Source organism: Bacillus pretiosus (assembly GCF_051294775.1).
Classification (GTDB): Bacteria; Bacillota; Bacilli; order Bacillales; family Bacillaceae_G; genus Bacillus_A; species Bacillus_A wiedmannii.
Map to the genome: position 1 here is coordinate 1 of NZ_JBPPHF010000002.1, position 26,742 is coordinate 26,742.

The 26,742-nt window shown below is 38.1% G+C and carries 19 protein-coding genes and 15 tRNA genes; 27 read left to right on the forward strand and 7 right to left on the reverse strand.

What is annotated here, in order from left to right; translation table 11 throughout:
* Window positions 1-52 precede the first annotated feature (52 nt).
* From ACSG5Z_RS08085 to ACSG5Z_RS08170, 18 genes are all read left to right on the forward strand, one after another.
* Window positions 53-126 (forward strand) — tRNA-Pro (locus ACSG5Z_RS08085).
* Window positions 127-140: 14 nt separating this feature from the next.
* Window positions 141-213, forward strand: a tRNA-Ala gene (locus ACSG5Z_RS08090).
* 20 nt (window positions 214-233) lie between these two features.
* Window positions 234-310 (forward strand) — tRNA-Met (locus tag ACSG5Z_RS08095).
* A gap of 4 nt (window positions 311-314) precedes the next feature.
* Window positions 315-391 (forward strand) — tRNA-Ile (locus ACSG5Z_RS08100).
* A gap of 17 nt (window positions 392-408) precedes the next feature.
* A tRNA-Ser gene (locus ACSG5Z_RS08105) sits at window positions 409-501 on the forward strand.
* A gap of 27 nt (window positions 502-528) precedes the next feature.
* A tRNA-Met gene (locus ACSG5Z_RS08110) sits at window positions 529-605 on the forward strand.
* Window positions 606-608: 3 nt separating this feature from the next.
* Window positions 609-684, forward strand: a tRNA-Asp gene (locus ACSG5Z_RS08115).
* Between the two features lie 14 nt (window positions 685-698).
* Window positions 699-774, forward strand: a tRNA-Phe gene (locus tag ACSG5Z_RS08120).
* 14 nt (window positions 775-788) lie between these two features.
* Window positions 789-864, forward strand: a tRNA-Thr gene (locus tag ACSG5Z_RS08125).
* Window positions 865-874: 10 nt separating this feature from the next.
* Window positions 875-950, forward strand: a tRNA-Lys gene (locus ACSG5Z_RS08130).
* Between the two features lie 13 nt (window positions 951-963).
* Window positions 964-1,034 (forward strand) — tRNA-Gly (locus ACSG5Z_RS08135).
* Between the two features lie 10 nt (window positions 1,035-1,044).
* Window positions 1,045-1,121, forward strand: a tRNA-Ile gene (locus ACSG5Z_RS08140).
* Window positions 1,122-1,128: 7 nt separating this feature from the next.
* A tRNA-Asn gene (locus tag ACSG5Z_RS08145) sits at window positions 1,129-1,203 on the forward strand.
* A gap of 6 nt (window positions 1,204-1,209) precedes the next feature.
* Window positions 1,210-1,300 (forward strand) — tRNA-Ser (locus ACSG5Z_RS08150).
* A gap of 5 nt (window positions 1,301-1,305) precedes the next feature.
* Window positions 1,306-1,377 (forward strand) — tRNA-Glu (locus ACSG5Z_RS08155).
* A gap of 210 nt (window positions 1,378-1,587) precedes the next feature.
* A complete protein-coding gene (locus ACSG5Z_RS08160) occupies window positions 1,588-2,118 on the forward strand; it encodes a sigma-70 family RNA polymerase sigma factor (RefSeq protein ID WP_087984940.1) in 531 nt (176 codons plus the stop codon).
* Window positions 2,111-3,139 (forward strand): DUF4179 domain-containing protein, encoded by a 1,029-nt coding sequence (locus ACSG5Z_RS08165; protein ID WP_435711266.1) that lies wholly within the window; start codon window positions 2,111-2,113, stop codon window positions 3,137-3,139. Before ACSG5Z_RS08160 ends, ACSG5Z_RS08165 begins: the two co-directional genes overlap by 8 nt.
* Before the next feature lie 537 nt (window positions 3,140-3,676).
* A complete protein-coding gene (locus ACSG5Z_RS08170; RefSeq protein WP_048541166.1) occupies window positions 3,677-4,621 on the forward strand; it encodes an L-lactate dehydrogenase in 945 nt (314 codons plus the stop codon).
* A gap of 173 nt (window positions 4,622-4,794) precedes the next feature.
* Here ACSG5Z_RS08170 and ACSG5Z_RS08175 read toward each other — a convergent pair whose 3' ends face one another.
* Together ACSG5Z_RS08175 and ACSG5Z_RS08180 are read right to left on the reverse strand one after the other, a co-directional pair.
* On the reverse strand, window positions 4,795-9,018 hold the full coding sequence (locus ACSG5Z_RS08175) for a S8 family serine peptidase (protein ID WP_435711267.1): 4,224 nt from the start codon (window positions 9,016-9,018) through the stop codon (window positions 4,795-4,797).
* Window positions 9,019-9,050: 32 nt separating this feature from the next.
* A complete protein-coding gene (locus ACSG5Z_RS08180) occupies window positions 9,051-9,656 on the reverse strand; it encodes a TasA family protein (RefSeq protein ID WP_435711268.1) in 606 nt (201 codons plus the stop codon).
* Window positions 9,657-10,127: 471 nt separating this feature from the next.
* Here ACSG5Z_RS08180 and glgB point away from each other — a divergent pair, with 471 nt between their 5' ends.
* The 5 genes from glgB to glgP all read left to right on the forward strand — a co-directional run bounded on the left by glgB (window position 10,128) and on the right by glgP (window position 18,167).
* Window positions 10,128-12,065, forward strand: a complete 1,938-nt coding sequence (gene glgB, locus ACSG5Z_RS08185) for a 1,4-alpha-glucan branching protein GlgB (protein WP_435711269.1) — start codon at window positions 10,128-10,130, stop codon at window positions 12,063-12,065.
* Window positions 12,013-13,143, forward strand: a complete 1,131-nt coding sequence (glgC, locus tag ACSG5Z_RS08190) for a glucose-1-phosphate adenylyltransferase (RefSeq protein ID WP_000057613.1) — start codon at window positions 12,013-12,015, stop codon at window positions 13,141-13,143. The genes glgB and glgC overlap by 53 nt, the downstream gene beginning before the upstream one ends.
* 18 nt (window positions 13,144-13,161) lie before the next feature.
* Window positions 13,162-14,196, forward strand: a complete 1,035-nt coding sequence (glgD, locus tag ACSG5Z_RS08195; protein ID WP_000504142.1) for a glucose-1-phosphate adenylyltransferase subunit GlgD — start codon at window positions 13,162-13,164, stop codon at window positions 14,194-14,196.
* A 113-nt stretch (window positions 14,197-14,309) separates the two neighbouring features.
* Complete coding sequence (glgA, locus tag ACSG5Z_RS08200) at window positions 14,310-15,740, forward strand: glycogen synthase GlgA (protein WP_002203738.1); 1,431 nt, start codon at window positions 14,310-14,312, stop codon at window positions 15,738-15,740.
* An 18-nt stretch (window positions 15,741-15,758) separates the two neighbouring features.
* Window positions 15,759-18,167 carry a glycogen phosphorylase gene (glgP, locus tag ACSG5Z_RS08205; protein ID WP_137012154.1) on the forward strand — a complete coding sequence of 803 codons (2,409 nt, stop codon included), beginning with the start codon at window positions 15,759-15,761 and terminating at the stop codon, window positions 18,165-18,167.
* Window positions 18,168-18,287: 120 nt separating this feature from the next.
* On the opposite strand, the gene ACSG5Z_RS08210 is transcribed toward glgP, so the two are convergent.
* The 3 genes from ACSG5Z_RS08210 to ACSG5Z_RS08220 form a co-directional block, all read right to left on the reverse strand.
* Entirely contained in the window at window positions 18,288-18,422 is a 135-nt protein-coding gene (locus ACSG5Z_RS08210; protein ID WP_000911073.1) for a hypothetical protein, read from the reverse strand.
* A gap of 76 nt (window positions 18,423-18,498) precedes the next feature.
* Window positions 18,499-19,221 (reverse strand): lipase family protein, encoded by a 723-nt coding sequence (locus tag ACSG5Z_RS08215; protein ID WP_001260119.1) that lies wholly within the window; start codon window positions 19,219-19,221, stop codon window positions 18,499-18,501.
* Between the two features lie 173 nt (window positions 19,222-19,394).
* Window positions 19,395-20,177, reverse strand: a complete 783-nt coding sequence (locus ACSG5Z_RS08220; RefSeq protein ID WP_001147830.1) for a TIGR00266 family protein — start codon at window positions 20,175-20,177, stop codon at window positions 19,395-19,397.
* A 321-nt stretch (window positions 20,178-20,498) separates the two neighbouring features.
* Between ACSG5Z_RS08220 and cspD the strand changes: the two genes are divergently transcribed.
* On the forward strand, window positions 20,499-20,699 hold the full coding sequence (gene cspD / locus ACSG5Z_RS08225) for a cold-shock protein CspD (protein ID WP_001193052.1): 201 nt from the start codon (window positions 20,499-20,501) through the stop codon (window positions 20,697-20,699).
* Window positions 20,700-20,743: 44 nt separating this feature from the next.
* Here the strand turns inward: cspD and ACSG5Z_RS08230 are convergent, their stop codons facing one another.
* Together ACSG5Z_RS08230 and ACSG5Z_RS08235 are read right to left on the reverse strand one after the other, a co-directional pair.
* Window positions 20,744-21,475 (reverse strand): yteA family sporulation protein, encoded by a 732-nt coding sequence (locus ACSG5Z_RS08230; RefSeq protein ID WP_000957360.1) that lies wholly within the window; start codon window positions 21,473-21,475, stop codon window positions 20,744-20,746.
* Window positions 21,476-21,584: 109 nt separating this feature from the next.
* Entirely contained in the window at window positions 21,585-22,538 is a 954-nt protein-coding gene (locus ACSG5Z_RS08235; protein ID WP_088082644.1) for a 1,4-dihydroxy-2-naphthoate polyprenyltransferase, read from the reverse strand.
* Window positions 22,539-22,732: 194 nt separating this feature from the next.
* Here ACSG5Z_RS08235 and ACSG5Z_RS08240 point away from each other — a divergent pair, with 194 nt between their 5' ends.
* Genes ACSG5Z_RS08240 through menH form a run of 3 tightly spaced genes read left to right on the forward strand, consistent with a single transcriptional unit; the run spans window position 22,733 to window position 26,687 of the window.
* Complete coding sequence (locus ACSG5Z_RS08240; protein ID WP_060486614.1) at window positions 22,733-24,127, forward strand: isochorismate synthase; 1,395 nt, start codon at window positions 22,733-22,735, stop codon at window positions 24,125-24,127.
* Window positions 24,124-25,878, forward strand: a complete 1,755-nt coding sequence (gene menD / locus ACSG5Z_RS08245; protein WP_435711270.1) for a 2-succinyl-5-enolpyruvyl-6-hydroxy-3-cyclohexene-1-carboxylic-acid synthase — start codon at window positions 24,124-24,126, stop codon at window positions 25,876-25,878. Before ACSG5Z_RS08240 ends, menD begins: the two co-directional genes overlap by 4 nt.
* Window positions 25,875-26,687, forward strand: coding sequence for a 2-succinyl-6-hydroxy-2,4-cyclohexadiene-1-carboxylate synthase (gene menH, locus ACSG5Z_RS08250; RefSeq protein ID WP_262744981.1), 813 nt, complete (start codon window positions 25,875-25,877; stop codon window positions 26,685-26,687). Before menD ends, menH begins: the two co-directional genes overlap by 4 nt.
* The last annotated feature ends 55 nt before the right edge of the window (window positions 26,688-26,742 follow it).

Here is a 26,742-nt window from a genome sequence, read left to right on the forward strand (position 1 = left end):
CTACGGATCAAGAGGTTAGGGGTTCGACTCCTCTCGGGCGCGCTTTTATTAACGGGAAGTGGCTCAGCTTGGTAGAGCACCTGGTTTGGGACCAGGGGGTCGCAGGTTCAAATCCTGTCTTCCCGATTTTCCAAAAACACGGGGCCTTAGCTCAGCTGGGAGAGCGCCTGCCTTGCACGCAGGAGGTCAGCGGTTCGATCCCGCTAGGCTCCACTTATTTTAATATATTTTATGGCGGTGTAGCTCAGCTGGCTAGAGCGTACGGTTCATACCCGTGAGGTCGGGGGTTCGATCCCCTCCGCCGCTACCATAAAGGACCTTTAGCTCAGCTGGTTAGAGCAGACGGCTCATAACCGTCCGGTCGTAGGTTCGAGTCCTACAAGGTCCACCACTAAAGCTTTATATCTCGGAGGTATACCCAAGTTCGGCTGAAGGGATCGGTCTTGAAAACCGACAGGCGGCGAGAGTCGCGCGGGGGTTCGAATCCCTCTACCTCCTCCATTTTTTCTAAATTAAATATTTTATCATCGCGGGGTGGAGCAGCACGGTAGCTCGTCGGGCTCATAACCCGAAGGTCGCAGGTTCAAATCCTGTCCCCGCAACCAAATGGTCCCGTGGTGTAGTGGTTAACATGCCTGCCTGTCACGCAGGAGATCGCCGGTTCGACCCCGGTCGGGACCGCCATTTTTTTACATAAAGGCTCGGTAGCTCAGTCGGTAGAGCAGAGGACTGAAAATCCTCGTGTCGGCGGTTCGATTCCGTCCCGAGCCACCATTTTGAAGTCGCAAGCCGACTTAGCTCAACTGGTAGAGCAACTGACTTGTAATCAGTAGGTTGGGGGTTCAAGTCCTCTAGTCGGCACCACTTTCAAAATGAGCCATTAGCTCAGTTGGTAGAGCATCTGACTTTTAATCAGAGGGTCGAAGGTTCGAATCCTTCATGGCTCACCATTTACAATTTAATGCGGGTGTAGTTTAGTGGTAAAACAAGAGCCTTCCAAGCTCTGGTCGAGAGTTCGATTCTCTTCACCCGCTTTTCAATTATGGGCCTATAGCTCAGCTGGTTAGAGCGCACGCCTGATAAGCGTGAGGTCGATGGTTCGAGTCCATTTAGGCCCACCATAATTATTCCGCAGTAGCTCAGTGGTAGAGCTATCGGCTGTTAACCGATCGGTCGTAGGTTCGAGTCCTACCTGCGGAGCCATATTATAGAGAAGTACCCAAGTGGCTCAAGGGGCTCCCCTGCTAAGGGAGTAGATCGCGAACGCGGTGCGAGGGTTCGAATCCCTTCTTCTCTGCCAGATTTGGCCCGTTGGTCAAGTGGTTAAGACACCGCCCTTTCACGGCGGTAACACGGGTTCGAATCCCGTACGGGTCATACTAAAAGAGATAGCATAATCTGCTATCTCTTTTTTGTTGTGTAAAAGTGGACTTTAGATAGTCTGCTTTTTTTATGGGTTTTTTGTGTCTTTAATGCTTGATAGTAATTATTGCAATAAGTTGTAGGAGATTTATATATATGCATTTATTTTTGCAACCTTTTTATTCTCTCATTCGACTATATTAGTAAAGGGAGGAAGAAATAAAAATGGACATAGCCTATCTAGTAAACCAAGCAACAAGAGGAAATGATCAAGCATTTGAACAACTTATTACTTTTGTTCGCCCAAAGCTATATCGAACAGCCTATTCTTATGTAAGAAATGAACAAGATGCACTGGATATATACCAAGAAACAATTTATGAAGCATATCTTTCATTGAGAAAATTAAAAAAGCCGGAGAAATTTCAAAGTTGGATTACTAAAATTCTTGTTTTTAAATCCATTGATTTTGTAAGAAAGTCCTCTAGACAATTTGTTGCGAATGATGAAATGTTATCTAATTTATGTACAGAAGAGAGCATGAATAAATTAGAGCAATCGCTGGATTTAACCGAGGCATTTAATTTCTTAGATCCTACTTACAAAACCATTATTTTATTAAGGTATTATCACGATTTATCTATTAAGGAAATTGCTGAGGTTCTTAATTCTCCAGAAGGAACGGTAAAATCTCAATTACATCGAGCAAAGCAAGCCTTACGCCCCATTTTAAAGGAGGGATATAGTTATGAATAAAGAAGAAATTAATCACCATATCAATGATATTGCTATACCAGAAGATCGGTTAATTCAAAGAGAAAAAACAGCCATGCTTCAAGCTAAGAAAAATCAGTACCGTAGAAAAAAAACAATTAAGTATTCTAGTCTTATTGCTTGTGGAATATGTGTTTCTCTCTTAGGTTTTGGATTCATTTCTCCTACTATGGCAAAGACATTATCGGGTGTTCCAGTTATAGGCTCCATTTATGAACAATTTAATGATATTGCTTCTGATAAAATTGAAAAGGATGAGCTTGCCACATCAATTGAGAGACGAGATAGTCATAGTGGTTTAACGATGAATGTGAAAGAAGCTGTTTACGATGGTGGACGTTTAGTGGTCACGGTGGAATACAAAGGAGAGAATCCTATTTCCAAAAGTAATGAAGAGAAAGCTGGATTTAGTTATATAACCATTAATGGGAAAGAAGTCAGAGCTGCAATTGGTTCTACTTCACAGAAGTCAAAAGGACAAAACACCATTATTGAGCAGCATGAATTTACTCTGGCTAATTACGGTGAATTTGGTGATAAAATTGATATTTCCGTCCATGGGAAAGATTTATTTGAACAAACAGGAATATGGAACGTAGCATTTCCTCTTACAAAAGTTGAAGGTGAGATTCATAAATTCACTCCTAATATAAAAACATTAACGAAAGATAATTTATATGCATTAACAGTAAATCAAGTAACCTTTTCTTCACTTTCAACGAGGATTGATTTGACCTTTGATTATCCAAAAGAAATGGAAGCTAATGATAGCTGGCCAGCACTTGATTATACCGTAACTGATGATAAAGGAAAAATCTACGAAGGAGTCAGCTTGCAAGTTGGTAGCACGGGACTATACGGACACCATATTGTTTTAGCTCTTCCACCAATGGATAATCCTCCAAAATCCTTAACAATTGAACCTACGTATCTTAGTGGTCTAAATGATACATTAAAAAATGGAGGTGCTGAAGATTTAAAAACGACTGTGTTGCTACAATAATTAAAGAGCTTTGCTAGGTTCACATGTTTATTGACTGTTAATAAGTGACGGTATGTTAATTTGACGTGTATGGAAAAAACATCGCTGTCCAGCTAAGATAAATTTGTATCCATATAATCAAAAAACGCTATTCTTTTTGTAGAAATATACAGAAAGGATGGCGTTTGTTATGCTGTTATCATTGTCGGTTTTTGTCGGTAAGTCGATATATTGCAAAAATCGCTGATATATTTGGAGTTACGGTCCATATATTTAAAAAATCGCTGATATAATTTCACTTACCGACAAAAACATAAGAAAATCCCTTTCACAATCTAAAGAAAACGTCTCCATTGAGATGGATTCCACACCTATTCCATCAACTTTACACTCTATGTGAAAAAGTTCACAAATAGGTCATAATTTGTGAAGTAATTCACAATAATACGTGCTACAATATGAATGTAAAGAAGTTAAACAACATTAAATTAGTATTTTAATTAATTACTTAAACAATCATAAAAAAATATATGTGAACAATAGAGAGGGGAAATTACCATGAAAAAAGGTATCAATCGTGTAGTATTAGTAGGAACAGGAGCTGTAGGTTGTAGTTACGCTTACTCAATGATCAACCAAGGTGTAGCTGAAGAATTCGTATTAGTAGATGTTAATGAAGCAAAAGCAGAAGGGGAAGCAATGGACTTAAGCCATGCGGTACCATTCTCTCCATCACCAACAAAAGTTTGGAGCGGTAGCTATGCAGATTGTAAAGATGCAGATCTAGTTGTTATCACTGCTGGATTACCACAAAAGCCAGGTGAAACTCGTTTAGACTTAGTTGAGAAAAATACAAAGATCTTTAAACAAATCGTTCGCGGCATTATGGATAGCGGGTTCGATGGAATCTTCTTAATCGCAACTAACCCAGTTGATATTTTAACTTACGTAACTTGGAAAGAATCTGGTTTACCAAAAGAGCGCGTAATCGGTTCTGGTACTACTTTAGACTCTGCTCGTTTCCGTTACATGTTAGGTGACTACTTAGATGTAGATCCACGTAACGTTCATGCTTACATCGTTGGTGAGCACGGTGACACTGAACTTCCAGTATGGAGCCACGCTACTGTAGGTGTACAAAAGTTAGAAACAATCTTAGCTAACAACGAGCAGTACAAACAAGAAGACTTAGATAAAATCTTCGAAAATGTACGCGATGCAGCTTACCATATCATCGAGCGTAAAGGTGCAACTTACTACGGAATCGGTATGTCACTACTTCGTGTAACTAAAGCAATCTTAAGCAACGAGAACAGCGTATTAACTGTATCGGCATACCTTGAAGGTCAATATGGTGAGAAAGATGCTTTCGTAGGTGTTCCAGCTGTTATTAACCGCGAAGGTGTACGTGAAATCGTAGAACTTGAGCTAAATGAAGAAGAAAAAGCGAAATTCGCTCATTCTGTAAAAGTATTAAAAGAAACAATGGCACCAGTACTATAATAATTGCTAAATAATTCAGAGGCGGGAAACTGCTTCCTACCTCTGAGTTTTTATATAATTTAATATAAATTCCTTTTCCGGTTTCCCTTGTATATCCCCAATATACCCCTTTTGCTGGATAAGGGTCGTTTATAGAAAAGAGCACTCTACTTTATATAGAGTGCTCTTTATTATTATTTTTTAGGTGTTAATCCTAATTTCTTTAAAATATCTGCCAGTGTACCGCTTTTTGATTTTTCAACAGGTATTTGTGATTTAGATGCATCTGGTCCTTTTTTCAAGAAGTTCTTTTCAACGAAACGAATATCTTTTTCGTCGACAATGCCATCTTTGTTAAGGTCGCCGTCTTTCACAGATAGTCCTTTTTTACCATAGTTGCTAGCGATAATTTCAGCATCTTTCATATCAATTACTTTATCAGCATTTACATCGCCAGCAAGGTTTTCGTCAGGTCGTGCATAATAATATTGACCAAGTAGTTTACCATCTTTTTCAGTACCTAGTTTTGTAGTTAGTCGGCTTGTTAAATGTCCTGGAACCTCCACGTATAAGTTATAATCACGTTTATTAACAGGAAGTCCATTCAATTTGAAGTAACCGTATTTATCAAGTGAGCCTTCAAACTTATGACGGTAAGAATCTGTTGCATATACTTTTACACCAAGCTTTGTATAATCGAATTTCTCATCTAAATATCCACGTTCATTTAAGAATGCACCAGGTTTAATATTTCCTTCTACTTTTGAGTTTAAAGACATAACTGAGAATGTTTGATCTTGAAGCACACGCATTCTGTTTGGCTCTGATTCACTTTGTTTCCAGTAAACGAACACCGGTAAATCTAATTGAGCATTTGCTTCATAAAACTCATCATTTTCTACCTTGAAAGTTACATCAATGAACGGGAAGTCACCATCTAATCCGGCGAAGTTTTTATCATCGATAGCTCCGCCTACTGTAACAGAACCTTCTTCTAGTTTCGGCTCATTTACTTTTGCAGTTACCCCTTTTTCAGAAAGGAGTTTTTCAAAAGTAGGATTCAATTTCGCATTTGCAAATTTGAAGTTCTTCTCTAGGAATTTTACGTTAAATTCTCCAGATACAAATTGTTTCACATGTTTGGCGTTTAGTGTCACAGTGAATTCATCATCTTTATATAATTCTTTTTTATCATAACTAGCTTTTGCATATTGTGCACCTTGCGGAATAAACCAATAGTTATTTACACCGCTTGGATAGTCAGGACCTGCAGTTGCATAATCGAAAATATATACGCCTGTGTTCATTGGACCTTCAGTTTTAAAGGAATCAGGTGTAATACCAACTTTAAAGTCACCATTTTCAGTAATAGGTAAAAACTTGTGCAAGTAGGGAGAATAGTCATAGTACATAACGCCGTTCGCTTCTTGCGTAATGTTTAATCCTTTTCCTCTTAAGTAGTCAACGTTAGAATCATATACATTTCCTTTAATCCATAGTGCTTTTTTACCGTCTTCTACTGTATAGTTTTCTTCATTTAATTCATAAATACCAGGCTGTAATCCAGTTAATTTCACTTCTGGCGGTGTATTATCAATTACGACATAATCACCTTTCACACGTGCTTTCCCGGCTTTATCGTAGCCAACAAATTCAATTGTGTAATCTCCTTCTGGTAAGTCGATTTTTTCATCACCAATTGGTTTTGCAGGATCATTTGTAAAAGGATACACTCTGCCGTTAAAGAATGAATCTAAATAGTAATACACATCTGTTTTTAATCCACTCGTGTTTAATGTTCCGATGAAGCCAAGTGCTTTATTTGTTTTGGAATCTTTCACGATAAGATCTAACGTTTCAAGTTCGCTATTTAATTGGAACGCCCCGTGAACATATGATTCGCGGTATGGATTGAATGTAGATGTATCAGTTGAGATTGTTTTTCTTGATAATAGTGCATTTTCAATACCAGGCTCTGACACACGAATAGAGAACGGAATTTGATACGTTTCTTCTTTATTTTTTGTATTTGTAATATGAATATATCCTTCATATCGGCCTTGCTTTGCACCAGCTGGAATATTAATTTTTGCTTCAATTTCATCTGATTTACCAGCATCAATCGTAATTGTTTCAGAAGTAGAAATTTTTACACCGTTTGCGGTAGCGTCGTTAATGGCAGAAGAAGCTGGTGTATAAGAAATGTCTGTTTTAAATTCTTTCTTCTCTTGTTTATTGCGGTTTTCAATTTTAATTTTTCGTTTTTGTTCAATTGATTCCCCGTCTTTTTGATAGTATTTACCGAATGCAATGGATCCAGTTTCTTCTGGTACTTCAATCACTTCATCATTGACAATTGTTTTTGTCGTATCTAATACTTTAAAACTTGTTTCCGTGTGAACAGAGTTATAAGCATCTACTCGTCCAGCTCCAACTTCATATACGGAATACTTTTCTTTTAAATCATCAGCTGTGTTCATAAGAGATGCCTTTACATCGAATGGAGAGTATTCTGGGTGTTCTTGCAAAATAAGAGCAGCAACGCCAGCGATATGAGGAGATGCCATGGATGTTCCTTGCATACGTTCATAGGAAACATCGTAGTTTTCACCTTCTTGCGGGTCGTTAATATATTCAGGTACTGTTGAAAGTACCGCAACACCAGGCGCTGTAATATCAGGTTTAATATCATCATTTGATGTAACAGGGCCGCGTGAGCTAAAGTCTGCAAGATGATCGCCTTCTGTTTGAATGTAATTGATTTCATCGAAAGTTAAGGATGTTTTGCCTTGTTCAATTTGAGCTTTTAGTTTTTCGCCATCTTCTTTCGTTAGGCGGAATGCTGGAATGTATTTTGTACTTTCGCCAATGTAGTAAGAAATTTCTCCATCCACATTGTTATAAATAATAACTGCTTTTGCACCAGCTTGTTTCGCATTTGCGATTTTTTCATCAAACGAGATTGTACCACGTGCAACGAGAGCAATTTTTCCTTTTACATCCTTTTTACTAAACTCGTCAGGAGTACCGATCCCTACAGATTCAATAGGGAGAGATTGTCCTTTGAAATCTTCTATTTTATCAGTGAAGTTTTTGCCGAATAAAATTAGGTTAGGGAATTGTAATTGCCCAGCATGACCGGATAGTTTCGGTAATGAAATAGAGCTATCACTTGCTCCAACTGTAATAGCAAATGGAGAAGCGCCTGGTGACCCAAGTGTCGCTGGATTTGGGCCAGAGTTCCCGGCAGCAACGACTGTAACAACGCCCGAAAGCATTGCGTTATTGACAGCGATAGACGTTGGATCAAGCGGATTGTTGCTATCGTCACCTAACGATAAGTTAATGACGTTCATACCGTCAGAAATAGATTTATCGATTGCAGCAATAATACCAGAACTATCGCCGCTTCCGTAAGGACCTAGTACACGATAGTTATACAGTTCAATGTCAGGTGCAACACCTTTTACTGCGGAATCTGATTTATTTTTCTTTTGAGCAGAAACGATACCTGCTACGTGAGTACCATGCGCAGTATAGAAGGAAGAACCACGATCATCAAATTCAGGAGCTCCAGATTGTTGCCACTCTCTATAAGTTGTTTCCATCGGATCTGCATCGTTATTAATAAAGTCCCAACCTTTTGCGGAGTTTGGGTCTACCTTACTAGAATCCTCACCCGATTTTGCGCGATAGCCTTTATACACGTCTTTTAAGTCAGGGTGATTGTAATCAATACCTGTATCTAGTACACCAACTTTAATTCCTTTTCCGGTAATGCCCTCGCTATGTAACTTATCTACCCCAATTTTGGGAATGCTATCTGTTAGTTTTTGAGGTGCTTTCTGCTCTGCTTGTTTTGGTAAATTTAATTTCACTTCGTAATCTTTCCAAATACGTTTTACAACGCCAATGCGTAACAATTCTTCAACTGTATTTGCAGGTAACGTTAGCGCAACACCATTTATAGCGTGCTTATAAGAACGTTTAATTTGTACAGACTGGAAATTCCCTGATTTTACTGATGGGCTGAATTGATAAAGGCGTTTTAATCCTTTTTGGAATTCCTCATGTTCTTGATCAATACGTGCCTTTATATTTTCAGGAGCAGCTTGTAATCCTTTTTCTTTTTGTTTTAATTCATTAATCTTTACTGGAGCAGTTTGAAATTCTACAATGATATTTACTGGTTCAGAACTACTCGTATTAATATCTGGCGAAATAGTAAAACCAGGATTGGCATCTAACGTTTGTAATGCTTGGCGCTGTTCTTTAGAAAGTTTTGATAGTAAAGACTGGGCGTTTGAAGAGTCAATATGGTTAATAGGGTTTTCAGCAAGTACATTGAACGGAAGGGCAGTTGAAAATAGAACGCCAGCCGTCACAATTCCGGTAACAAAACGATTTTTCTTTTTCATATATAGGCCTCCGATAATTTATATTTTAAAAATTATTTCTCCACGCCTGGTGTTTGCTCTGCATGGAATGTCCAGTTTAGCTGCAGGGAATCACCCTGGAATTTATTTTGATCTTGGTCGTTATCTTCAAAGGAGAAGAGAACGTGTAAATAGTCTGTTTCACCAGACTTAATACCGTCTATTAAGTTATGACGTTCTAGAGAAGTAGCTACATCCTCAGGTTTCATAGTTTTTAATTCTGATAATTTTGTTTCCCACAAAATTTCATGATCATCGTTTGGATTAGATGGCTTTCCATCATTCACGAAAAATTTGACGGTGATGTGATCGCCTAAATCTTCACTATCATTATTTTTCTTTGCATCTGTAACTTCATAGGATGTTTCAAGTGCTACTTTTGCAATATTTAATGTTCCTTTATTTTCAAGCTTGAAGTTTCTTTCAATCAAATCACCTGGTTTTAAATCTTTCACATTAACAATTACACTTGGGTTAATAGAAAGATCTAGTGTACCAGCTTGAAATGAGTTACTAGATGTTTCAGAATCACTGAAATAGGCGAATACACCGCCGAATGTAAGGGATAAGCCAAGTGAAGCTGTGACAACTCCCATTCCAACCTTTTGTTTTAATGACATAAGAAAGCCTCCTAATTTAATTTTTTATCAAACTTTTTTCTGGAGCATGGACAGAGTAAACATAGTGTTTCAGTATGAATTATATTTGCGAGGGTTCGCAGTTCTTTATTGAGAACAAGTATATGCTTATGAATTTTCCATTTCAATAAAATTGTGACAAAAAATGTTGAGAAACATTTTTTTATGACAGATTATTTTGTTGTGATTTTAAGTGATAAATAGCAAGTTAAATAGAATCAATCTAATGAAATAAAGGTTGAGAAATAAATAATAGGATGAAAGACTAGTAGGAAATGAAGCGTTTGCAATGGATATTCGTCAAAATTCGATATTTTACACAGTAAATTTGAATATTTTAAGCGAAATTAAAGAAAAAAACGAATATTTTTTAAAAAATAACAAGGATATTTCAGTTTTTCGCAGAAATGATAAAGAGTAAAAAAATTCTGTCATCTTAGTGAGGTGAACATATTGGATGTAATAAATTGTGAAGAAGTGAAACGAGATGAGTTTCATACAGAAAAGTACTATGACAGTTATAACATCTTTGGGGCACATATTGTGACGGAAGATGGGATGCGAGGTGTACGATTCACAGTATGGGCTCCTCATGCGAAAGCAATGAGTGTTGTTGGAGATTTTAATGAATGGGATTATGAGCAACATAAGATGCTACAAGTGACAGAAGAGGGGATTTGGTCCTTGTTTGTACCGCATATTGAAGAGAATGATATATATAAGTATGCGATTGAAACGATGGATGGTGACGTTATTTTAAAAGCAGATCCTTACGCAGTATATGCAGAAGTAAGACCAAATACGGCATCTGTAGTTTTTGATATAGAGGGATATGAATGGAATGATAAAAACTGGATTCGTAAGAGAAAGAAAAAATCGATTTATAAAGAAGCGATGACAGTTTATGAATTACATTTCGGTTCTTGGAAAAAGAAAGAAGATGGCGCTCTGTATTCTTATAGAGAAATGGCCGAGGAGCTCATTCCGTATGTGGTGGAACATCAATTTACACATATTGAAATTATGCCGCTTGTTGAGCATCCATATGATCGTTCTTGGGGATATCAAGGGACGGGATATTATGCAGCGACAAGTAGATTCGGCACGCCACATGATTTGATGTATTTTGTCGATGAATGTCATAAATATGGAATCGGTGTCATTTTAGATTGGGTGCCGGGGCATTTTTGTAAAGATGCTCACGGTTTATATTTGTTTGATGGGACACCGACTTATGAATATAAAGATATAGATGTACAAGAAAACCTAGTATGGGGAACTGTTAATTTTGATTTAGGGAAGAGGGAAGTACGTAATTTCTTAATTTCAAATGCGTTATTTTGGATGAAGTATTTCCACATTGACGGTTTCAGGGTGGATGCAGTTGCGAATATGCTGTACTGGAATAAAGAAGGACAAGAGCAAAGTAATGAGCACGCTGTTTCATTTTTACGAGAGTTAAATGAAGCGGTGTTTGCAGAAGATGAAGATTTTCTTATGACAGCAGAAGATTCAACAGCTTGGCCACTTGTAACAGCTCCAACGTATGAAGGTGGGCTTGGGTTCAATTACAAATGGAATATGGGCTGGATGAATGATGTGCTGAAATATATGGAGTGTGCGCCTGAGTACAGGAAGTATATTCATGAGAAAATGACGTTCTCTTTAATATATGCTTACTCTGAAAATTTCATATTACCGCTTTCTCATGATGAAGTCGTTCATGGGAAAAAGTCGTTATTAAATAAAATGCCAGGAGATTACTGGGATAAGTTTGCTCAACTTCGTTTATTATATGGATATTTCTTTACTCATCCAGGTAAGAAATTGCTCTTTATGGGTGGAGAATTCGGGCAGTTTGATGAGTGGAAAGACCTTGAAGATTTAGATTGGAATTTACATGATTTTGAAATGCATCGTTATATGCATGATTACTTTAAAGAGCTCATAGCATTGTATAAGCGCTCCAAACCACTTTGGCAGCTTGATCATTCACCTGAAGGATTTCAGTGGATAGATGCTAATAATCATGAGCAAAGTATTTTCTCGTTTATCCGCCAAGGGGATAAACAAGAAGATGCGTTAGTTGTCGTATGTAATTTTACGAAAGCTACATATGAAAACTATAAAGTAGGTTTGCCAGATTTCGAGTATTATAACGAGATTTTAAACAGTGACGCTGAGCAATATGGCGGATCGGGGCAAGTGAATAAGAAACGTCTCAAGACGATTCAAGAACCGTATCATAATCAAGCGGCACATGTAGAAATTACAATTCCACCATTCGGCGTATCCATATTACGACCAGTGAAGACGAGAAAGGGGAGCAAAAAACAAGATGGCTCAAAAGCAAAAGTGCGTAGCAATGTTACTAGCAGGGGGAAAAGGTAGTCGATTAAGTGCATTAACAAAAAATTTAGCCAAGCCAGCTGTTCCATTTGGTGGTAAATATCGCATTATTGACTTTACGCTAAGTAACTGTGCGAATTCTGGTATTGAAACGGTTGGGATTTTGACGCAATATCAACCACTCGAACTTCATAATTATATCGGAATCGGCAATGCTTGGGATTTAGACCGAGTAAGCGGTGGAGTCACAGTGTTACCTCCTTATGCGGAGTCTTCAGGTGTGAAGTGGTACACAGGTACAGCAAGTGCCATTTATCAAAACTTAAACTATTTAAGTCAGTATGAACCAGAGTATGTTCTGATTTTATCAGGCGATCATATTTATAAAATGGATTACAGTAAAATGCTAGATTACCATATTGAGAAAGAAGCGGACGTTTCGATTTCTGTTATTGAAGTGCCGTGGGATGAAGCGAGTCGTTTCGGTATTATGAATACGAACGAAGAGATGGAGATTGTTGAATTTGAAGAGAAACCGCAATTTCCAAGAAGTAATCTTGCATCAATGGGAATTTATATTTTTAACTGGGCAATTTTGAAAGAGTATTTAGAGATGGATGCAAGAAATCCTGAATCTAGTAATGATTTCGGAAAAGATGTACTTCCGCTTTTATTAGATGAAGGGAAAAAGCTGATGGCGTATCCGTTTGAAGGATATTGGAAAGATGTTGGAACGGTGAAAAGCTTATGGGAAGCGAATATGGATTTACTTCGCGATGAAACATCGCTGAATTTAAACGATCGTAATTGGCGTATTTATTCTGTAAATCCAAATGAGCCACCTCAATATATTGCAGAAAAGGCAAAAGTAGAAGAATCACTTATTAACGAAGGATGCGTCATTGAAGGGGACGTGAAGCATTCTGTATTATTCCAAGGAGTGACGGTGGAAGAAGGTAGTATGGTTATTGATTCCGTCGTTATGCCAGGAGCGAAGATTGGTAAAAATGTTGTGATTGAAAGAGCGATTGTTGGATCGGAAATGGTTATTGAAGATGGAACAATTATTCGTCCAGAAAAAAATGTCGACGATGTAGTACTCATTGCTGAAGGGAAATAGAAAAGGGGGATGAAATGAATGGGAGAAAAAATGTTAGGAATTATTAATGCAACGGGAAGTTTTCCTTCCTTAAAGAAAGTAACAGGGCATCGTTCATTAGCGGCGTTACCATTTGGGGGCCGTTATCGACTCATTGATTTCATGCTTTCAAATATGGTGAATTCTAATATTCATAGTGTAGCGGTTTTTACAAGTCATAAAAACCGTTCACTAATGGACCATGTTGGTTCAGGAAAACAGTGGGATTTAGATAGAAAAAGAGACGGACTGTTTTTATTCCCGCCAAATTGCCAATGTGACCAAGATGAATTTGGGTCTTTTGCACATTTTAGAAGACATATTGATTATTTTTTAAGAGCTAGAGAAGAATACGTTGTTATTACGAATAGCCATCTCGTAACAGCATTAAATTTTCAAGCGGTGTTAGAGCGACATATACATACGGCAGCTGATATTACTGAAGTTTGCCATGAAGGGGTTTCGCTTCAAACATACGTGTTAAAGAAACAATTATTGTTAGATTTATTTGAGACATATAAAGATGTGGAGCAATACAGTTTATTTGATGTAGTGAGAGAAAAGCGCGGAAAATCACTGCATATTGCTACTTATGAGCATACAGGATATGTAGCTATTATTGATTCAATTGAAAGTTACTATAAACATAGCTTAGAAATTTTGCAACCTGCTATTTGGAAGCAATTATTTAAGAAAGAAGCACCGATCTTTACGAAAGTAAAAGATGAACCACCAACTCGTTACCTGAAGGGTGCAGCCGTGAAAAATACAATGATTGCAAACGGCAGTATTATTGAAGGAGAAGTAGAAAATAGTGTTATCTCCCGTTCTGTTAAAATTGGAAAAGGCTCAATTGTTCGTAATAGCATTATTATGCAAAAGAGCAAAATTGGAGATAATTGTATAATAGACGGTGTTATTATTGATAAAGACGTGAAAATTGGTGACGGTGTTGTACTAAAAGGAAACGCCGATGAGCCATATGTTGTAGAAAAAGGAAGCATTCAAAACAGTACGATTAATAGTTATTCTTAAAAGAATCAGTGGGGGTTTTTCCTCCACTGATTAAAGCATTCATTCAAATGAAAACTCGAAGGGAGGAAGCTGCAAGGGAAGTCGTATAAGCTTTTCGTGCAGTGGGACAACAAGTGAATATTTTATTTGCAGTATCAGAATGTGTACCATTTGTTAAATCGGGAGGATTAGCTGATGTAGCAGGTGCGCTCCCAAAAGAGCTAAAAAAATTAGGCGTGGACGTTCGCATTATACTTCCAAATTATAGTCTTATTCCGCAAAAATTAAGGGATGGATGTACGTTACATAAAGTAATTAACGTCCCGCTTGGGTGGAGAAATCAATATTGCGGAATTTTAAAAGGTGAGCAAGACGGGATTACGTATTACTTAATAGATAATGAATATTATTTTAAGAGAGATTCTCTATATGGTCATTATGATGACGGAGAGCGTTTTTCTTATTTTTCGAAAGCAGTTTTAGAGTGTATTCCGCATCTTGATTTTGAAGTGGATGTTCTTCATAGCCACGATTGGCATACAGCTATGGTGAATTTCTTACTGCGTGAAAAGTATCAAGATAATCCATTATATGAGCATATTAAAACGGTGTATACGATTCATAATTTGCAGTTCCAAGGTGTATTTCCTCCTGAAGTGATGTACGACTTGTTAGAACTTGGTGATGAATATTTTCATAGTGAGCAGCTAGAGTTTTATGGAAATGTGAACTTTATGAAGGGCGGAATTATTGCTTCAGATCAAATTACAGCGGTTAGCCCGACATACAAAGAGGAAATTCAATATGAGTTTTTCGGTGAGAAGTTAGATGGGTTGTTACGAAAAAATAATGGTAAGCTTAGCGGCATCGTAAATGGAATTGATACGAGCGTATATAATCCAGAAACAGATTCGTATATTACTGCTCAGTATGATGCAGAATCATTAGAGGAAAAGAATGAAAATAAACGCGCCTTGCAGCGTTATTTTGGTTTGCCAGAAAAAGAAGATACACCAATTATTTCGATGGTAACGAGATTAACGAAGCAAAAAGGTCTTGATTTAGTACGTACTGTATTCCGCGAAATAATGGAGGAAGATGTGCAATGTATTATTTTAGGATCAGGTGATTCTGAATATGAACAATTCTTTGAGTGGATGGCATACGAGTATCCTGAGAAGGTAAAAGTGTATATCGGATTTAATGAAGAACTAGCCCACCAAGTGTATGCGGGAAGTGATTTATTCTTAATGCCATCACTATTTGAACCGTGTGGACTTGGACAACTTATCGCATTAGCGTACGGTACAATTCCGATTGTAAGAGAGACAGGCGGATTAAATGATACTGTACAATCTTATGACGAAGAAACTGGAGAAGGAAATGGTTTCAGTTTCACGAACTTTAATGCGCATGACATGTTGCACACGGTTCTTCGTGCGATTGAATTTTATCATGATAAACCGGTATGGGAGCAGCTTGTAAAACAAGCGATGACTGAAGATTATAGCTGGGAGAAATCAGCTCTTGCCTATAAGAAATTGTATAAAAGTCTCATGGAATAACATGTAGGTGGTGAAGAAATGTTTACTCATGTTGAAAGTTTCAAATCAGCTTTTCTAGAAAAGTTAGAGACGATGTATGGTAAAAGTTTTAAAGACTCTACAACTCGTGATCAATACAATACGCTTGGGTACATGGTACGTGAGTATATGAATAGTCAATGGATTGCAACGAATGAAAGTTATCGGTCTGGAGAGCAAAAGCAAATGTATTACTTATCCATTGAGTTTTTACTTGGGCGTTTGCTTGGAAGTAACATATTAAATTTAGGCATCAGGGATGTATGTGAGCAAGGACTTTCTGAGCTTGGGATTTCTTTGCAACAGTTAGAAGAGGTGGAAGCAGATGCAGGTCTTGGAAATGGTGGACTTGGACGATTAGCAGCCTGTTTCCTTGATTCACTTGCATCTTTAAACTTACCAGGTCATGGCTGTGGAATTCGTTACAAGCACGGCTTATTTGATCAAAAAATTGTTGATGGTTATCAAGTTGAATTTCCAGAACAGTGGCTTCTGCATGAAAACGTATGGGAAGTAAGAAGGCATGATCAAGCTGTAGAAGTAAGTTATTTCGGCAATGTTGAACCGCTATACATTGACGGGCGTTTAGAGTTCAGGCATACGAATGCAGAAGTGATTATGGCAGTACCATATGACGTTCCAGTAGTAGGTTATGAGACGAGTACTGTAAATACACTCAGACTTTGGAATGCTGAACCAGTTCCTTTCCCGCAAAATTGCAAAGATATTTTGAAATATAAGCGTGAAACAGAGGCGGTATCGGAGTTTTTATATCCAGATGATACGCATGATGAGGGGAAAATACTTCGTTTGAAGCAACAGTATTTCCTCGTATCAGCAAGTTTGCAAAATATCGTTCGTATGCATAGAGAAAGATATGGTGACCTTCGTCAATTACATGAGAAAATTGCGATTCATATTAATGATACACATCCAGTTTTGGCGATTCCAGAACTAATGCGTATTTTATTAGATGAAGAAAAACTAGCATGGGAAGAAGCTTGGCACATAACAACACAAACGATTTCTTATACGAATCATACGACGTTATCAGAAGCGCTTGAGAAGTGGCCAATTCACATTTTTAAACCGTTATTACCGAGAATTTATATGATTATTGAAGAGATTAATGAACGTTTCTGTCATGAACTTTGGGAACGTTATCCATATGAATGGCATCGTATTGAAGAGATGGCGATTATTGCGCATGATCTTGTAAAAATGGCTCATTTAGCAATTGTCGGTAGCCATAGCGTAAATGGTGTAGCAAAAATTCATACGGAAATTTTAAAGCAACGTGAAATGCGATTGTTTTATGAGTTTTATCCAGATAAGTTTAATAATAAAACGAATGGAATCGCTCATAGACGTTGGTTAATGAAGGCGAATCCGCAGCTGACAAACCTTATTTCGGAGGCGATTGGAACAGAGTGGAAGAAAGAACCGATTAAGCTTCAAGAGCTACAATTAGTTCAATATGATGCGAGTTTTCAAGAGAAATTTGCAGAGGTAAAACAAGAGCGTAAAGAGATTTTAGCGGAGCGTATTCATAATAAAATGGGGATTACAATTGATCCTAATTCTATTTTTGATGTGCAAGTAAAAAGACTACATGCTTACAAACGACAACTATTAAACGTTCTTCATATTTTATATTTGTATAACCGTTTGAAAGAGGATGCTAGTTTTACATTTTATCCGCGTACTTTTATCTTTGGAGCGAAAGCATCACCTGGCTATTACTATGCGAAAAAAATTATTAAATTAATCAATGAACTCGCAAGGAAAGTGAATAATGATCCGTACGTAAGCCAATATATGAAAGTTATCTTTCTAGAAAACTATCGAGTGTCTGTAGCGGAAGATATATTCCCAGCTGCGGATGTGAGTGAGCAAATTTCAACTGCGAGTAAAGAAGCATCAGGAACAGGGAATATGAAATTTATGATGAATGGTGCGATTACACTCGGAACGTTAGACGGAGCTAATGTTGAAATAAAAGACCGGGTCGGTGATGATAACTGTTTCATTTTTGGCTTAACAGCGGAAGAGGTTCTTCATTACTATCAAAATGGTGGATATCGTGCAAGTGATTATTATCACCACAATATGCATATTAAAAAAGTAGTAGATCAGTTAACGAATGGTTTCTTTGCACATTCGGGAGCTGAATTTGAAGCGATTTATGATTCTCTCGTAATTCAAAATGATGAATACTTCGTTCTGCGAGATTTTGGTCCATATGCGGAAAGGCAAGAAGCTGTCGGTAGAGCGTATGAAAACCGAACGAAGTGGCTAGAGATGTCGATTTTAAATATTGCACAGTCTGGTCATTTTGCGAGTGATCGAACGATTTTACAGTATAGTAATGAGATTTGGAGTATTGGTAATGCCGTTACACAGTATTAAGTGAAAGTCCCTTTTGAAGGGACTTTTATTCATGGAGACAAAGTGTATTCACTTTTAAAAGAGGAATATAATTGCTAAAAACCGAGCTTAATCTCATTAAGCTCGGTTTTCTTTTTTTGCTTAAGAAAGAAATGGGATAGCGGTATATATGATACCTGTTCCACCATATTCTCCCGTCGCAAAGTATGAAAATGTAAAGAAACCTGTAAACGTAAAAATTACAATGAGAAAAAGTGCAAAGATAAATTTTAGCATGTAAGGTCCCCTCATCCAAAAATAACTTCATATATTATTATAGTATAAGGATATAGGGTTTCCAATCATTACCTGGTTAAAAATGAGAAGTCAGACATGTTTTGTATGTTGTCATGGCATGATTATTTGTAATAGATTTTGTGTTTTTTGTAAATGTCATGTTGTGATGAACGTGTGCATATTCCCAGTCTTGGTCATTAAAATGGACATTGCGCGGAGGGAGAAGAGGAACGACATCAAATAGATTAACGAAGCGAAAGCTACTAGCTACTTGTAGTTTATAATAATTACGAAATGCAATATCGCCCACTTTGGGAGAGGCAAATGTATAAAGACCGTACTGTGCGAAGGCGGTGTTGATACGCGCATCGAGTATATGTAGTGTGGCGAGCGCGCCGCCTAAGCTATGACCTGTTGCAAGGAGTTTTTTATGGGCTGGTAGTGATACGAGCATATCCATAATAGAATCTCGGCAAGATTCATAAATGGAAAGAAAGCCGTTATGGACATTTCCGCTGTTTAAAGCATATGGGTATGGTTTTTGGTTAACGAGTGAATCGATAATCCAGTCTGTATCTGTTTGTGTTCCGCGAAAAGCTACAATAATCGTATCCTCAGATTCTAGTATGAATCCGAACCATTCTGTCGTTTGAATGGTTTTTCCTTGAAAGCCTTGTACATATTGAAAACCATCCGGTATTTCGAAAATCCCATTTTGTTTATATTGTTCATACGTTAACTCACAACAAGAAGCTAACAATATGGCGGTATCTTTATCGAAGGATAAAGGAGTACGCATTAAGGAAGCCCTCCTTAAGAAAAGGTATAGTTCAATATATGCAGTGAGGGACTTGATTCATTCTTTTGGAGGGGGCAAATAGTTTGTATCGCGTATTTAAATTAGTGGATGAAATTATAGCGACTTATGGACGAATCATGCCAAAATAAAACAGCACCCCATAAGGGCACTGTTTACTCTTTTCCATCTAATAAACGTCCAAGTCCGCCTAAAACGCTGCCTTCACCGCTGTTTTGAGCTGCTGGGCTTGTAAGACGTGCTGCTAAACGGCTAAGTGTTAAGGACTGAATCCAAACCGTTCCAGGACCTTCTAACGTTGCGAAGAATAAGCCTTCGCCGCCAAATAGAGCTGTTTTTACTTTTCCAACGAACTCGATATCGTAGTTAACGTCTTTTGTCATGGCAACGAGACAACCTGTATCGATGCGAAGTCTTTCGCCAGGTTTTAATTCACGCTTATATACAGTTCCTCCTGCATGCATGAAAGCGAGTCCATCACCTTCAAGTTTCTGCATGATGAAACCTTCACCACCGAAGAAACCAGTTCCAATTTTTTTCGTAAACTCAATTCCGATAGAAACACCCTTTGCTGCACAAAGAAACGCGTCTTTTTGACAAACGACTTTCCCTTGATATTGTGTTAAATCAACAGGGATGATTTTTCCTGGATAAGGAGCGGCGAATGATACGTGGCGCTTGCCATGACCTGTATTTGTAAAGACAGTCATAAACATACTTTCACCTGTAACAAGACGCTTACCAGCGCCCATTAATTTACCGAATAGACCACTAGATGGACCAGAACCATCACCGAAAATGGTTTCCATTTCGATATGATCTTCCATCATCATCATTGCGCCAGCCTCTGCGATAACGCTTTCTTCTGGATCTAATTCAATTTCAACAAACTGCATATCATCGCCATATAATTTATACTCGATTTCATGTGCTTGCATTTTTTCACCTCATCATATGTAGTAATTATATTGTACAGAAATCAAAGGAATTAGAATACTGTAGATTTGTTAATTTTTGAATAAAAATAGAATGAAAATTTAAGGTTATACTAGGATTATAAAAAACGATGGATTGAAAGTGTTCTCATTTGACGTTTTTGACATAGCATGATATAGTGAAAGAACTATTGAGCTACATAATGTGGTACGGAAATAAAGCACGTTGTATTAAAGGCTGTAAGCTTGTTATACATTCATGTCCTTTATATCCACCTTTTCATGTGGATTCATAGTTTCATTTTTATTTAGGAGGTACATGACATGCAAACAGGTAAAGTTAAATGGTTTAACGGCGAAAAAGGTTTTGGCTTCATCGAAGTTGAAGGCGGAGAAGACGTATTCGTACATTTCTCAGCTATCCAAGGCGACGGCTTCAAAACTTTAGAAGAAGGTCAAGAAGTTTCTTTCGAAATCGTTGAAGGAAACCGCGGACCACAAGCAGCTAACGTTACAAAAAACTAATTAGCTAGCGATAAAAAGCATTCCGATTTTCGGAATGCTTTTTTTTATTCTTTGGAACTAGATTCATTTGAAGATAATTCGCCCTTAAAGGTACGCTCTTCAAAGTCATCAAGCATTTGTTCATATTCTTCATGCTCTTCCGTAGCGAAAACTTGCGGATTTTTTCCATACATATCTGTACCGATAAAGTTTTCGAAGTCCTCTACGTAGCCTACATTTTCCTCGCTATTTACGTACATGCCATTATAGTTTTTTGAATCCTGTCTTTCTAAATCGGACGGTGTTTCTGATGTCCCGTAATTTGCGACATCTTGCCATGCATCTTCAGCATCGTATTCTACAGAATGATCTTCGTCGTGCTTGTGAAAAGAAGGAGCCAACACCTCTTCTTCAACTGGTCGCGTGTTCATATTTAATTTATTTGTAGTGTGCTGAATACATGTTGTAGCGGTTGGCATTGCCTCTAATCTTTCAAACGGAATTTCTTCGCCAGATACTTCGCAAATTCCATACGTACCTGCTTCAATTTTTTGCAGGGCATGTTTTGTATCTTCTAGCTGCTTATGCCAAAATTCGATGAGCCCGAAATCTTTCTCACGTTCGTACAATTCTGTAGCCATATCACCTGGATGATTGTCATAGCTAGATAATTCTCCAACAGAATCGCGTTCAGAAGCACGATCTGTATTCTCATGAGTTTGTATTGTTTGTTCAACTTCTTGCTGTTGTTTTTCTAAAATAGATTTAAATTGATTTATTTGTTGTGGAGTTAACATAGTCGTCCACCTTCCTACAATTCAGTTTCTTTACATAGTATGAGCGTCGAGAGGAGGAATTATGAGCTAAAATTGGTATATGAAAAAAGAGCTGCATAAGCAGCTCCTTTTAGAGGAAATATCCAAGCAATAATCCGATTCCCATGAGGAGACCGAAGATTGTATTTGTTTTCGCTGTTGCAATCATCGCAGGTACCATTTCCATTGGAATGCTTTTACCAACAAAGCCTTTCGTCGCTTTAAATGCTTTCGGTGCACTTAAAAATACGATAAGCATCCACGGTGATACGATGTTCACGATAATTAGAGCGATTGTCCAAATATAAGAAACGATGAACATAGAAGCGAGTACACCAACGGCTCTTTCACGTCCAACGAGAATTGCTAACGTTTTACGACCGTTTTCTTTATCGCCATCTAAGTCACGAATGTTATTAGCTAGTAAAATGGCACCAATTAAAATGGAGCTTGGAATAGATAATAAAATGACTTCTGATGTTACAGTTCCAGTTTGAATAAAGAATGAAATCCCAATAATAATAACACCCATAAATAATCCGGCTGTTAACTCTCCAAATGGTGTATAGGCAATTGGAAGTGGGCCGCCTGTATAAAGGTAGGCAACGGCCATACAAACAAGACCGATTGCAGCAAGCCACCAGCTAGAATTCATACAAATATAAACACCTAATAGTATTGCGATCCCAAAAAATCCAAATGCTAAGTTAAGCACCGTTTTCGGCTGAATGCCATCGCGAACGATAGCGCCGCCGATACCAACTGATCCTTCGTGATCGAGTCCTCTTTTATAATCAAAGTATTCATTAAACATGTTTGTTGCTGCTTGAATGAGAAGACAAGCGAGAAGCATCATAAGAAAAAGAGGGAGATGTATTTGATTTATACCTCCGACCTGCATCGCATAGGCTGTTCCGATGAAAACAGGAACGAAAGCTGCTGTTAATGTATGGGGACGTAGTAAACTCCACCAAATGCGCCAGCCTGTTTGCTTACTTGGCTTTGGCGCCGTAGGAGAGGAATTCGTTTCGACGTTCATTTCCATGTTGAATCCTCCTTTGGTCACATATTGTACACAACTAAGTGTAGAAAAAGCATCATTTAGTGTCAACGTTTATTTTCTAGGAAGAGAAGGTGAATTTCTCAGAAATGCTAAACGTTGACAGGCCTTTCGTTTGAGGTGTATCTTAAAATCAAGCGTAATTATGACTATTTTTCGCCCATAGGGGGGAGACAATTGTGATTCAAACGAAACAAATAGGCTTGCAAGAAGTTCTTAGTGCAGCCATTAAGCGTGCAACTGATGAAAAAATATTGGTTAGCTTCGTAAAACAAATAGACTGGATAGATCCGCTTCTGTTTTATGCAGCAGGAAAAAGGATCTCATTCGAAAATAGATGTTATTTTGCAGACCCAGCTCAGCATGTAATATTTGCTGGAATTGGCTCTGTTTTCACTATAGCAACTTCTTCTCACAAACGCTTTCAAACGGCTCGTGACGAGTGGGATAAAGTAAAAGAGAAAGCATTTGTACAAAGAGAAAGATACGAATTTGGAACAGGTCCTCTTTTATTTGGTGGATTTTCATTTGACCAAGAAAAAGAGAAAACCGACTTATGGAAAGAATTTGATGATACGACATTTTCACTACCAGCATTTTTATTAACTGTAAAAAATGAAAAAGCATGGTTAACAATGAATACATTCGTTTCAGCAACTGATTGTGCAGAAACTCTTTATAACGAAATTGTTTCTTTAGAAGAGAAAATTTTTGGGGAGAGTAAATGTGCACTCGAAGGATCGAAATTAACAGTTACTTCTAAAGTAGAAGTAGATCCGAAAGGCTGGATGAAGGCCATTGAGAAAGTGCAAGATGAGATGAAGCAGGGGAACGTGCAGAAGGTTGTATTAGCGAGGGAGCTAAAAGTAGAAATGGATCATCATATTGATTCTGCTCTTGTTTTAGAAGCACTTCGCATTGGGCAACCAGATTGTTACGTATTTTCTTTTGATTATAAAGGAGCATGCTTCTTAGGAGCGACGCCAGAGAGATTAATTCGCAAAGAAGATGAGAAGTTTACGTCGATGTGTCTTGCTGGTTCAACTGGTCATGGTCAATCTATAGAAGAAAGTAAACGAAATAGTAATGCGCTTCTTCATGATGAAAAGAATTTAGCTGAACACGGTTATGTTGTGAACATGATTCGAGGAGTACTAAATGAGCACTGCGAATCCGTTAATATTCCGGAAAGTCCGGGCTTATTAACAACGAAAAACTTAATTCATTTATATACGCCTGTAGAGGCAAAAGGCGATGCGAGTCTTTTAACAATGGTAGAAGAATTACACCCAACACCAGCTCTTGGCGGGACACCTCGTTTGGAAGCGATGAAACTGATTCGTGATGTTGAATTGTTAGACAGAGGGTTATATGGTGCACCGATTGGCTGGATAGATGATGAAGGAAATGGTGAATTTGCGGTTGCACTTCGCTGCGGATTATTAAATGGCGCAAAAGCATCCTTATTTGCCGGGTGCGGGATTGTAATTGATTCAGTACCGCAACTTGAATATGAAGAAACAAGCTTGAAGTTTAGACCGATGCTTGGTGCTTTGGAGGAATTAATGAAATGAACAATCATATAGAAGCATTATCATATTATTTAGGCGCGTTCGTGGATGAACTGACGCGTCTAAATGTATGTGATGTTGTCATTAGTCCAGGCTCACGGTCAACACCGATTGCTCTACTAATGGAACAACATGAAGGAATGAACACATATTTACATGTAGATGAAAGATCAGCGGGATTTTTTGCACTCGGTATCGCAAAAGCAAAAAAACGCCCTGTTGCATTATTATGTACGTCAGGAACGGCAGCAGCGAACTACTATCCAGCTGTATGTGAAGCTTTTCATTCACGAGTGCCGCTTATCGTCTTAACGGCAGATAGACCGCATGAATTAAGAGATGTTGGTGCACCACAAGCGATGAATCAATTCAATTTATACGGTACATTTGTGAAGCAATTTACAGAGATGGCACTTCCAGAAGCGAGTGAAGCGATGTATCATTATGCTCGCATGACGACGCAGCGCACGATAGCAAGCGCACTTCTAGCGCCGCAAGGACCTGTTCATCTTAATTTTCCAGTTCGCGAGCCGCTTATCCCAGATTTCTCATTAGAAAGTTTATGGGATAAAGGACGCGGAGAATATACAGGAGTAGTTCAGCAAGGGAACGTGATGATGCCGAGTGAATATGTAGATTCTCTTGTAGGGCGCCTTTCACATATGGAAAAGGGGCTTATTATTTGTGGAGATGATAGTCATTCAGAAATCGCAGCGTTTGCGGCAGAACTAGCTGAGAAAACGGGATATCCAATATTAGCGGATCCACTTTCTAACATTCGTAGCGGACATCACGATAAAACGATGGTAATCGACTGTTACGATACATTTTTACGAAATGAGCTGTTAAAAGAAACGTGGAAGCCAGAAGTTATGATTCGCTTTGGTGGTATGCCTGTTTCGAAAGCATTAACGCAGTTCATTAAAAAACAGACGAAAGCCGTTCATATCGTTGTTGACGAATCTGGACAATGGAGAGATCCAGCTCTCGTTGCGACAGAAGTTGTACAGGCAAGTGATATTACATTTTGCAGGGCACTAATAGAAAAAATGCCAGTTATGAAAAAGAATGATTGGTTCGGAATGTGGCAACATATAAACGAAAAAACGAAGGAAATGCTTCGTGAAATGGAAACATATGAAACTGCATTTGAAGGGAAAGTTATTACGGATATCGTCCGCGTACTACCAGAAGGGGCAACATTATTTGCGAGTAATAGTATGCCAATTCGTGATACAGATTCATTCTTCTTCACATCGGATAAAAATATTCAAGTGATGGCAAACCGTGGTGTAAACGGGATTGATGGAATCATTTCGACAGCTTTAGGAGCGAGTATTATTTGCGATCCGCTCGTATTAGTTATTGGTGATTTATCATTTTATCACGATTTAAACGGATTATTAGCCGCAAAATTACATGAATTAAATATAACAATTGTCGTTGTAAATAATGACGGTGGTGGTATTTTCTCATTCTTACCACAGTATGAGAAAAAGGAACATTTCGAATCATTATTTGGAACGCCAATTGGACTTGATTACGAGCATGTTGTTAAAATGTACGGCGGTTCATTTAACCGTGTAAATGGTTGGGAGCAATTCCGAGAAGAGGTACAAAAAGGAACGACGACGGAAGGTTTACACGTTGTAGAAATTTGTACGAACCGTGATGAAAACTTAACATTGCACCGTAAATTGTGGGCAAAAACGCAGGACGTAATTACTACATCGTTGCAAGGTGAATCAAAATGAACGTAACGCTGCAAGGTGTATCGTATGAATATGAAGTGGTCGGAAGCGGGGAACCACTTCTACTTCTTCATGGTTTTACGGGAAGCATGGAAACGTGGCGATCCTTCGTTCCTTCTTGGAGTGAGCAGTTTCAAGTCATTTTAGTAGACATTGTGGGGCACGGAAAAACGGAAAGTCCTGAAGATGTGACTCATTATGATATTCGAAATGTAGCATTGCAAATGAAAGAACTACTAGATTACCTTCATATTGAAAAAGCGCACATACTCGGCTATTCAATGGGCGGTAGACTGGCGATTACGATGGCATGTCTATATCCAGAGTATGTACATTCTCTTTTATTAGAAAATTGTACAGCTGGGCTTGAAAGTGAAGAGGCTAGAAAAGAACGCTGTGAAAAAGATGAGCGACTTGCCGATAAAATTGAGCGAGAAGGCATCAATAGTTTTGTAATGATGTGGGAAAATATTCCTCTGTTTGAAACGCAAAAACGTTTAGCACAAAATGTACAAGAAGCAGTGCGAAAAGAAAGAGTTGCTAACAATCCAAAAGGAATTGCAAATAGCTTGCGCGGCATGGGAACAGGGGCTCAGCCTTCATGGTGGAACGAGCTGCAAAACTTAAAAATACCTGTTCTTTTAATGAATGGGGAGCATGATGAAAAGTTCTTTCGCATATTAAAAAACATCGAAAAATACGTCTCTGACGCGAAATTTGTCAAAATTGATGGTGCTGGCCATGCAATTCATGTGGAACAACCGGAAAAGTTTGATACAATAGTAAAGGGATTTCTAAAAACTATGCAGTGATGCTTTTTCATCTAAGAAGGAAGCTACACTTATAGAGGAGATCAGAAATATACAA